Raw genomic sequence first — 9,177 nt, 5'->3', positions numbered from 1 at the left:
AAAACAGCGTTTATGACCTGTATATTCGGTATTTTGACGTTACCTCGCTGTAAAGGCAGCAGGTGTTCGATAATTTTGAATTGCGATTTTGTGATTTCCATAAACGCAGATTTTATCAAAATTAGTGTTAACAGGCCCTAACAAAAAATAAAGTCCGCTATGAATAAGACCTAGATTAAATCCAGCTAATCGGTGCGGCATAAATACATTTTCAGGCCCGATAAACTACAAGAAAAATGGATATCCAATTTATGCGCAACCTATCAATCATCCTGTTTCTGTCCGGACTGATTTTCAGCACCGAATCCCTCGCGCTCAGCGAAGCGCAGGAATCCGAAATACAACAGCTATTGATTGATTTGGCCGACACCAACCAATTGGTGGGCTCTCATTTTGTGGCGCTGGTGGACAAGAACGGCCTGGCTTCCTTTGCCACCCACTCCAGGAATGGCACCACTATCAGCAAAGACACCCAGTTTCTGATTGCATCCCATACCAAGGCGATGACCGCCACCCTGCTGGCGACACTGGATGCTGCCAATAAAATCGACTTAGATAAAAGTATCCACGCCTATGACAAACAGTTGATTACAAATAAAAAAATAAATACAAAGCAGATTACTCTGAAAAACCTGTTGACCCATACCGCTGGCTTTACTAGCGTACAGCATACCTTCAAGTCCGCTTTTCTTGGCTATACAGATCAAAGCGACCTGAAACAGTCTCTCAACCATCGTATCCTAACCGCGCCGGATAACCGCTTTAGATATTCGAATACAGGGCCTATTGTGGCCACCATGCTGGCCGAATCCGCTTTAGACTCTGACTGGCATCAATTAATGTCGGAATACCTGTTCGATCCACTGGAAATGACCAATACCACCACCCATATTTCGGCAGCCAAACAACTGCTCCCCGCAATTACCACCGCAAAGGATGGCACCATTTTCGATTACGACCATCATAAAACCGATAAAACCATGCATGCTTCCGGCGGTGTTGCTTCCACTGCCGGGGATATGGCGGTCTGGCTACAGGCTAATATAAACCGGGATTACACTAAATTTTCCAAAAAGGATATTTTTGCATTGCTTCATACAAAACAGGTGGAGCAGGACCGAAACTATTTCACCTACCCGCGGGATGGCTATACTTTGGGATGGGATATAGCACAATACAATGGTGAAAAGCTACTGACCAGATTTGGGAATTACGGCGGCTATAGCATTCATGTTTCCTTTATGCCGGAACACCAGCTCGGGGTCATCGCCTTTACCAATCAGGATATAGCCTATACCCTGCCCCATATACTGGCCAATTATGTCTACAACTCTGCACTGCAGAAAAGCAACAAACTGGAGTTGCTGCAGCAGGATTCAAAACGCCTGACCAAGTCGATCCAGTCCGAATTGTCGGCTGCACCTGCCCACAAACAGGTGGTCTCAGCAGATGCAGTTCCGCCAAACCTGCTGGGCACCTATTCCAACAGTGACGGCTGGCCGAAGCAGAAACTTTTTACCGAGAACGGACAGGCAAAAGTTATATGGGGCTCCCTCAAAGGAATCCTCTTACAAACTGAAGATGGCTATAGAGCCCATTTTGGTGCCTTAAGCAGAAAATTGAAATTTTCACTCCAGGGAGAAGGTAAGCCAAGTTTAACCAATGGTTCCCTTGCCTATACCAAGGTCTGATTTAACAATTGAGATCGGAGTAAAATTTTTTCACTTAATCTTCTATTACTGTAGAGATTTTATTGAACACCTAGTTAATCGATTTCTACACGAAGAGATTAAGAACACCAAACTTTCACTCCGACCATATTTATTCAACAGCAGCCTCTTTGCAACACTTAATCGGCGCGTTTTACCCAAAAAATCCCACCTGGAAGAAGCACCTCACCACACCTAAGTTCATTCTTAAAAACAACTTCTTGCTCCTGATAACAATCATTATCTATTTCTTCCTCACAGAACGAAAGTCGCCCAGATTTAGTCACATTTTCCCAATCACTTAGGGGCAAGTTAAGATGACGCTCTAAAATCCCTACAAGTTTCGTCATATCCATAGGTTCGGATTGCCACACCCAACCTTCACCATCATCAACCATGTCAATTGGGTCAATTTCCACACTAAGAATATAAGCATTAGGCTTACCCATTATGTAGAAAGATATCACAAACAGATTCAACCTCTCTAATTTCTCTCTAAAGATGCAGACCAAGGAACGAGACCCTGACTTTACATAATTAGCTATTTCATCAACCGTCATCGCCAGCAACCCTTAAAATCAGCAACCACCCGCAAAGCGGGGGGTATGATGAAAGCCCCCAAAGGGGGCTATGTTACAGCCCCATCAACCTCATTTGCTCTTAACGACGCCCCTCACTTTCTTGATTCTTGATGTACTCTCGAACTATCTGCTCATCTAAGCCAACTGTGCTAACGCAGTAGCCCCTGGCCCAGAAATGCCTACCGGTGAAATTTCTCTTCACCTGCATGTACTCACGAAATATTCGAATCGCCGACTTGCCTTTAAGGAGCCCTACCGTATGAGCCACGCTGAACTTCGGAGGAATCATCAACAACATATGAATGTGCTCCCTCATCGCATAACCCTCGACTAGGTCAACTCCTGCTTGGCGACAAAGATCACGGAATATGGCTCCGATCTCTCTTCTTAAAGTCCCAAATATCGCTTTTCTTCGATACTTCGGGACAAATACTATGTGATACCTGCAATAATGCTTGACGTGGGCTTGGCTCTGCCAATCTCTCATATGGCCTCCTAATAGAACTTGCCGGTTCATGGGAGGCCATATTCTCTACCCTGCACGACTGAACGGCAGAGCCCTGTCAAGTCTCACCGCCAGAGGCGGTGGTTTACCTATGTATTAATTAATCGTCAATGAATATAGCAGGTTTTTGGCGAACACCATCCTTGTCACGAATGTCGATATTAAAATGCGGCTGATTAGCGTGCTTGCCGCGGTCGTGAATTTTTGAACTTGTCGGATCTTTTATGTTGATCAAATCACCTCGATACGAATTTCTACGATCTCTAAATCCAGGAGAAACATTTCCAGGCCCGGGTCGTAGTTCAGGCATGCTGTCCAAGATCTGCCGAGCTTCTTTCACATCTTTAACGTTTACGTCCTTACCCTGCCTTAATAGATCAGCTTTTGAGACTGGTGCATCCTTTGTAGCAACTCCTGTCTTCTTGGATTTTCCCAATCCTCTTAGATCGCTAATTTCACCATCATTAAATTCCGTACCGGCCAGTAGATCTACAGTGGCGGCCAGCTTATCCCCTAACCCGGCCTTGTCGTCAAGAAAAACCGTATTCAGGTCATCCGCAATTCCTACCAGTTCATCCAAACCAGCTTCTTTTAGCGACTTGGCATCCAGCTTCCCGGTTTTGCGGAATTGCTTATAGGCCTTAATCGCAATTTTACCGGCTGTGACACCCAGTTTGACGACCGATTCCCCATTGGGATCAACATAGTTGATCGGATTATTACGCCCATAGCGATAGGGAGTCCAGCGCTGGGGATCGGTAAAGCGCGCGGCGGTGTTGAGCAGCGGGTCCGGGCTGATAAAGGTGCCAAAAGCGGATTGCAGATAGCGCCGTTCAAAGTAACCCAGGCCGGTGGTTTCATCCCGCTCTTTGCCTGTATAGCCGTAGGGGGCCGCCGCACTGTCACCTAAGACACTGTCCAGTTCACCGTAAGCCTTGTAGGTAAAGGCATTCACCAACTGGCCGGTGGAATCCAGGGTCAGCGAAGTGGAACCCAAATGGGTGTGCAGATAGTATTCGCTGGGCGCAAAGGCCTCACCTGCCTGGCCGCTGCGGGCGATGCGCCGCTGGCCCAGGTGAATATATTTCAGCAACTGGCCGTCGCGCACCTCGCTTTCAGCATCGATATACAGGGTGACATCGCGGGCGCCACCGCTGTGCTCGGTGATTTTAAAGCGCCGCTGGTGCTGATAGTCGTAGCCGTATTGGTCGCTTGCCTGGGCATCGCTGGCGGCCATAAGGCGCTGGTCATGGTCCCACTGGTACTGCCAGTCACCGGACTGGATCTGGTTGCCGTTGTCATCGTAGACAACATCCCCCCCGACCCAGCTCAGCGCCTGGGGCCCGGGCAGACCGCCGCGGCCAACCCGGTTGAAAGCGCCACTGTTGCTATTGTCGCTGCTGCCACCATAGCGCAGCTCCGTGGTTTGCAGGGCGCCGGCATTGCCCGCCGCATCGATAGGGGTGTAATCCATCCGCAGCAGATTGCCGATGGCGTCATAGTGGTAATTGAACTGTTCAACGGCGTTGGCAACCCCGGTCAGGCGGTAGAGGTCGTCGTAGCTGTAGTCGATATTTTGCGCCAGGGATGCCGCCTGGGATGCGGCATTGAGTTCGGCCGCCATAGCGTCGAGGACACCACCGGAGCGCTGATCATCGATACCCAGGAGGTTGGAAACGGCATCGAAACGGTAGTCCCACTGTTGCAGCGCCAGGGCATCCCCTAGGCGCACTGTGTGCAGTCCAGCCAGCCGCTGGCGCTCGTCAAAATTCCAGCTGGTTTCAACACCGTTGGCCAGCTCCTGATACTGCAGAACACCGTGGGGGGTATAGTCCAGCTGTTCCACCACACCGGGAATACGCTCCAACAGGCCGCGGGCGTTGTAGTGAAAATCCACCCAGGTGCCATCGGGATAAAATTGTTTTACCCGCCGCCCGGCACTGTCGTAAACAAACCCGGTGGTGTACAGGGGGCTATCGATTTGTGGCCCGAGGATTTTTCGTTCGCGCTGGACAACGCGGCCGCGGGCATCGTAATCCCACTGTGCGAAACCGGCCTGGTCGGTGACTTTGGCCAGGCGTCCCAGCAGAAAGGCGCCGCTCTCTGTGCCGCGCTGGTCGTATTGATAAGTGACCACCGGCGATGTCGAGCCCAGCTGCAAATCCGGTTGCCAGACTGCTCCGGTGGGCACTGAGCCCCGGGGTGACAGCTGGTATTCCTCCAGCAGGCGGTTGGCACCGTCGTAGCGGTAGTGCCGCTCCTGCCCCAAGGCGTCCAGACTGGCCCTTAGGTTGCCGGCGTCATCAAAGTACTGCCAGCGCTTGCCCCGATTGGGATCGTCCAGAAAACGCAACCGTCCCAAATGGTCGTAGTGCATAGTGCGCACATTCTGTTGCGCGTCTTCCAGGCGGGTGAAGTTGTCGTTGAGATCGTAGTCGTAAAAGGTCGACCAGGTGGCGCCACCGCTTCCGCCCGCTGTACCGGCGGCGATCATTTCATCGACCCGCCGCAAACGGTATTCACCCTGCGCATTTTGCAGACCGTCAAAGACCAGCCGTTTGGCGGCGCCCGCGTGGGAACCGCCGATACGGGTTTGCTCCTCGTCCTCCAGCAGCTGCTCCAGCGGCAGATAGGTTATACGGCTGAAGACGGCTTCCCCGCTTTGCGCGGTATAGGGCTGCTGGACTTCCCGCACCCTGCCCAGGGCATCATAGCGGTATTGAGCCTTGTGGGGCCCCTGATCGCCGGCTTGGTAGGCGAGCCCCTGGGCAAAGTATGTCAGCGCCATCTGCGCCACCTGGCCGCGGGCACCGTAGCTATTGTGGTCGCTGACAACAACCTGCCCCGGCTGCTCACCTTCACTGCGCACCATAAGGGTGCGCCCCAAACCATCGTAAAAGTGGCGGCTGTCGATGGTGCCGGTTGCGCCACCCTCTTCCCGCTGGCGCATCTCTACCCAGTTGACCTGATGACCATCCACGTTTTGTGCCAGTTGATAGTCGTATTCGATGGTGGGGTACTGGAGGCTATCCCCGGAGTCCACTCTGGCAGTTAGGCGGCCAAGTACGTCGTAGCGATATTGCTTGCTTTGTCCGTTGAAATCCGTGTAGTCGGTGAGGACCCCCAGGCCCTTGTCATAGTCCGCCTGGGCGGTGAGCCACTGGGTTCCCGTGTGCAGCTGCACCTGGGTGGGGAAAGTGTGGTACTGGGGGTCGTAAGTGGCCGCTGTTTCGTGCCCCGGCTCGCTGCCCCACAGGGGACCGTAACTCTGAGTGCGGTTGCCATAGGTGTCATAGCGATGGCGCTCCGCAGCCACATAGGCGCCGGCGTTACCCGCGTCGTGCCAGCTGCGCCGCAGGGTCAGATTGCCCTTGGATACCACACCCAAATTGGCGCCGGAAAAACTCTCGTCGTCGTAAAACCACTGCTCCTTCGCCACCGCCTGACCAGACAGGTCACTGACGCTGCGTTCGATCGGCAGGTGCAGGAACCAGTGCCCCTGAGTGGAGGCAGTTTCGGCACTGTAGCGCAGTCGTGTAATCCGCTCGTCCTGCCAGTTGCCATCGGTGCGGCCCAGCTCTTTGATATAGGTGTTATTGCCGTACTGGTCGTAGTCGTAGTCCCAAGCCAGGGTGACCGGCGTACCACTGCCCCGCTCCAGCCAGTGTTGCTGCCGCTCTGTCATGGCCGCAAATTCCACCTGGCGCGGCTCCTGTGCATAGCCGGGCAGTAACTGCCGCAATTCCCACTGATTTTCTTCACGCCAAAACACGGCACCCAGGGCGTCGCGGGTTTCCACTTGCCTGATTTTGCCCTGTAGAGCTTCCTGTTCTGTGCCATCGGGCAATTGCCCCAGGTGGAACTGGTAGCGGGTCGTCAGTGTCGGTGTACTGCTATCCCCCAGGCGCCGCTCTTCGCTGAGCGCAAACCCCTGGAACTCCTTGTCGGCGGCATCGTAAAAGCCTTCGCCATAGTCCATTTCGGTGGTCTGCTGGCCGCCGCCGCTACTGTCATCCACGACAATCCGTTTCAGCACCTGCATGGCCACGGGTATGCCCTGGGGCCAGGGGGTGCCGGCATCCCGGTCCCGTACCATTTCCTCCACCACCGCGCCGTAGGACAGAGTCGTCTGCGCCCCCAGCCCATTGTCGATGGTTAGCAACTGGTTCGGCTGATGGTCGGGAAACAGTTCGGCAAAGAAGAAGGTGTTGTCACCCAGTCCGGGGCTGTACCAGACGATATCCGTGGAGCCATTGCCGTTGATGTCCACCAGACGCACCGCCTCCACCGACAAGCTCGCCTGCGGCATTACCACCTGCTCCGAGCTAAACAGCGCCTGCTGATGCTGGCTGCTGTCCAACCCCTGATTCAGCCAGATCGATATCCGCTGCCCGTTGAGGAAAACCAGATCGCCGCGTCCATCGGCGTTCATGTCGCTGATACGAACCGAATCCAGGTTGTAGAGCGTATTGGGGCTGTTGGCGAATACCACCGCCGGGGCAAACCCCTGCAATCCGCGGTTGGCGAAGTAGGAGACATAGCCGTTGGCGACCCACACCAGATCGGCCAGCTCATCGCCATTCATGTCCTGGAGAAATACGTTGGGATCACCGAGACGCACAAGGCCACTGCCCGGGGGCATGGGCAGCTGGATCGGCTGCGACCAGCCATCGGGGTGGTTTAACTGCACCACGTGGCCTACAACCCCGTTGCTGCCGTTCAATGTGGTCCCAAAAACATCCACCCGCTTGTCGTTATTGATATCCAGCATGGCGGCGCGGGAGCTATTGAGGGGGATATACAAACCGTCAAGGCTGCCGCTGTACTGCCAACTGTAATTCTCATCGAGACGGAAATAGTTGGTACTGCCGGAGTTGTACAGCAGCATCTCCACCTCACCATTGCCATCGATATCGGCCCAGGTGGCGGCGGGATCCGAGATACGGCTGAGAGAAAAAGTGCTCATTTCGCGATGGTCCTGCCACTGTGGCAGGCCATCGGCCCCGGGGCCGAGATTGAGCCAGTAGGTATCTTTGGTGGGGCCGGTATTCACCACATCCGGCAAGCCGTCGCGGTTCATATCCAGAAAAGCTATGTCCGGGCCATTCAGGGGTACCCGCCTGGCCGCCGGCATAGGTGTCATGAACACCTGCTCCTGGTCATAGCGTGTATAGTCGTAACGCTCCGGCGGCAGCGCCAAAGCGGCGGCCCCGGCGCCGGCACTCGACTGAACCTCCTGCAGTAGGGACAGGCTTTGCCATTCGGTCAGTGGATGGTAGGAAAAGTCGTATCTGCGCACAGCCTGCCCGGCAAACTGTGTTTCCACACGCTGCAGACGATAAGCGGTTTTAAGCTCAAAGCCGGCCTTGTAGTTAATCAAAATATCCGGGCGGCTTTCATAGTGGAAATTGACCGCCATATCGCCATCACTGTTGTAACGGATGGACTGCAGATAGATCCTGGCACTGTCATCCAGCTTGCTGTAATGGTATTCGATACGGTTGCCGTGGCTGTCCTCTACGGCCTGCAAATACCAAGCAAAGACAGAGGTACCGTCGGCGCTGCTTACGCGGCTGTCAGACTGCTGCCCCAGGTGCCAGCGCAGGCCATTGGGCAGTGTGACCTGCCATCCCTCCGACAGCCGCTCATAACGGGCAAAACCGCTGGCGTTCTTTGAGCGATAAATACCGTCCTCCACCAGCACCAGCTCTTCGCCCCGGTGGTCGATAAAGGTATCGAATTCATCGAATTCATCGATGCTCCCGTCACGATCATTATCCAGATTGTCGGCACGACCCCACTCGGAATAATTGGGCAGGCCCTGATCCGTCTGGCGTTGAATAAAGGGAACGACCAGCCTGTGGCCCAAGCCCACAAGCCCATTGCCAAAGCCACTGTTGTACTCCAGTGAGATCTCTGGTGCCATACCGTTGCGCCCGGGCGGCACAACCAGAGTCATCAGCCGTGAACTGGTGCCTGTATTCAGGTTGGGAGTAAACGCTTCACCCAGCCCGGCGATACTGCCCGGCCCCGTTGGCAGGTTGAGGAATGGCGCCTGCAGGGCTGTGTGTTCATCCGTTCCCGAGACAGCAATAACGGGGATCAGCAGACAACAGCAAAGCAAAAGATTACGCAACATAAATATTCCTTTTTTATTCTTGGTGCCTTTAGCGTAAACACCTGCAATAGTTCAGACTGGGCTCATCCACCTGGAAAAAGGCCGGGTTCGTTATCCATGCGCCGATCCAAATTGGATCGGCGCGTATCTCTTATTATTCGCTAACAGGATCTACAGAAAGCGGGCCACCACCGCCACCACCACAGGTATCTATATTCCTGCTCTTGTAACGGTGGTTGAAGATCAGCTCTATATCTTCCATAG

Annotated in this window: 4 protein-coding genes; 1 reads left to right on the top strand and 3 read right to left on the bottom strand. The window is 53.8% G+C overall.

Annotated elements, in window-relative coordinates; genetic code table 11:
• Nucleotides 1-251 precede the first annotated feature (251 nt).
• On the top strand, nt 252-1,691 hold the full coding sequence (locus tag AB1S50_RS18190) for a serine hydrolase domain-containing protein (RefSeq protein WP_367152574.1): 1,440 nt from the start codon (nt 252-254) through the stop codon (nt 1,689-1,691).
• A gap of 158 nt (nt 1,692-1,849) precedes the next feature.
• Here AB1S50_RS18190 and AB1S50_RS18185 read toward each other — a convergent pair whose 3' ends face one another.
• From AB1S50_RS18185 to AB1S50_RS18175, 3 genes are all read right to left on the bottom strand, one after another.
• A complete protein-coding gene (locus tag AB1S50_RS18185) occupies nt 1,850-2,269 on the bottom strand; it encodes a hypothetical protein (RefSeq protein WP_367152572.1) in 420 nt (139 codons plus the stop codon).
• Nucleotides 2,270-2,369: 100 nt separating this feature from the next.
• Nucleotides 2,370-2,777: an IS200/IS605 family transposase gene (tnpA, locus tag AB1S50_RS18180; RefSeq protein ID WP_367152571.1), complete on the bottom strand. Its 408-nt coding sequence runs from the start codon at nt 2,775-2,777 to the stop codon at nt 2,370-2,372.
• A gap of 118 nt (nt 2,778-2,895) precedes the next feature.
• Nucleotides 2,896-8,934 (bottom strand): toxin TcdB middle/N-terminal domain-containing protein, encoded by a 6,039-nt coding sequence (locus tag AB1S50_RS18175; RefSeq protein WP_367152569.1) that lies wholly within the window; start codon nt 8,932-8,934, stop codon nt 2,896-2,898.
• Nucleotides 8,935-9,177: the final 243 nt, after the last annotated feature.

The sequence above is a fragment of the Microbulbifer discodermiae genome (assembly GCF_040742695.1).
Lineage (GTDB): Bacteria > Pseudomonadota > Gammaproteobacteria > Pseudomonadales > Cellvibrionaceae > Microbulbifer.
This window is presented reverse-complemented; position numbering and strand designations above follow the sequence as displayed.